At 45.0% G+C, this 1191-nt stretch carries 1 protein-coding gene and 1 pseudogene; both read left to right on the plus strand.

What is annotated here, in order from left to right; translation table 11 throughout:
* Nucleotides 1-464: pseudogene (locus B6258_RS00910) on the plus strand (phage portal protein); the annotation flags it as partial.
* A gap of 247 nt (nt 465-711) precedes the next feature.
* The coding region (locus B6258_RS00915; RefSeq protein WP_129586837.1) for a head maturation protease, ClpP-related at nt 712-1191 on the plus strand (480 nt) is incomplete at its 3' end.

A 1191-nucleotide genomic window follows, 5' to 3' on the forward strand; every position in this document is an offset into this window, starting at 1 on the left:
AAAGGTGATGATCCTCGAAGCGGATTTGTCTTATCAAAATGTCACCATGAACCCTGAAACTGCGCAATTATTACAAAGTCGTGGATTTAGCATTGAGGAAATTTGCCGTTGGTTTCGCGTTCCGCCTTTTATGGTGGGGCATGCCGATAAGCAAAGTAGTTGGGCATCCAGTGTGGAAGGGATGAATATGCAGTTTTTGACTAATACACTACGTCCCTTATTGGTCAATATTGAGCAAGAAATTAATCGTTGTTTACTCGACAGTGATGATGATTATTATGCGGAATTTTCTGTTGAGGGCTTATTACGTGCAGACAGTGCAGGACGTTCAGCTTATTACACAACAGCGTTACAAAATGGCTGGATGAGCCGAAATGATGTTCGACGGTTAGAGAATTTACCGCCTATTGAAGGGGGCGATATTTATACGGTTCAGCTTAATTTAACGCCACTGGCTCAGCTCGGAAAAGATATCACGAACAATGAAGCTGAAAAGCTCAAAGCACAGATCACTAACTGGTTATTTCCTGAAGGTGAACCTGTAACCCCATCTCAATCCAATCNTTTAACGCCACTGGATCAGCTCGGAAAAGATATCACGAACAATGAAGCTGAAAAGCTCAAAGCACAGATCACTAACTGGTTATTTCCTGAAGGTGAACCTGTAACCCCATCTCAATCCAATCTACCTCGTCCCGAGGAGTAATCGTCATGAAAAAAAATCAGTTGCCAGTCGCGCTGGAGGATCGCCCCTGCGCATCGATTCGCTATGAGCTGAAACCCAAAGCACTGGATAAATGGAATAGCCGTATTCGGGCATCCAGTACGGATAACTCGATTTCGATATTGGACGTAGTTGGAGAAGATTATTGGGGTGAAGGTGTCACCGCTAAACGGATTTCCGCCGCACTTCGTGCCATTGGTGAGCAAGATATTGTCGTTAACCTCAATAGTCCAGGGGGCGATATGTTTGAAGGGTTGGCAATTTATAATTTGCTTCGTGCTCACAGTGGCAAGGTAACGGTCAATATTTTGGGCATTGCCGCTTCCGCTGCGTCCATTATTGCGATGGCAGGGGATGAAATAAAAATGGGGCGCGGTGCCTTTTTGATGATCCATAACTGTTGGGCAATGGGGGTAGGAAATCGTCACGACTTTGCAAAACTTGCTCATGATCTCGCCCCTTTTGAT

Origin of the sequence: Proteus alimentorum, from assembly GCF_002607735.1 — a bacterium.
GTDB lineage: Bacteria > Pseudomonadota > Gammaproteobacteria > Enterobacterales > Enterobacteriaceae > Proteus > Proteus alimentorum.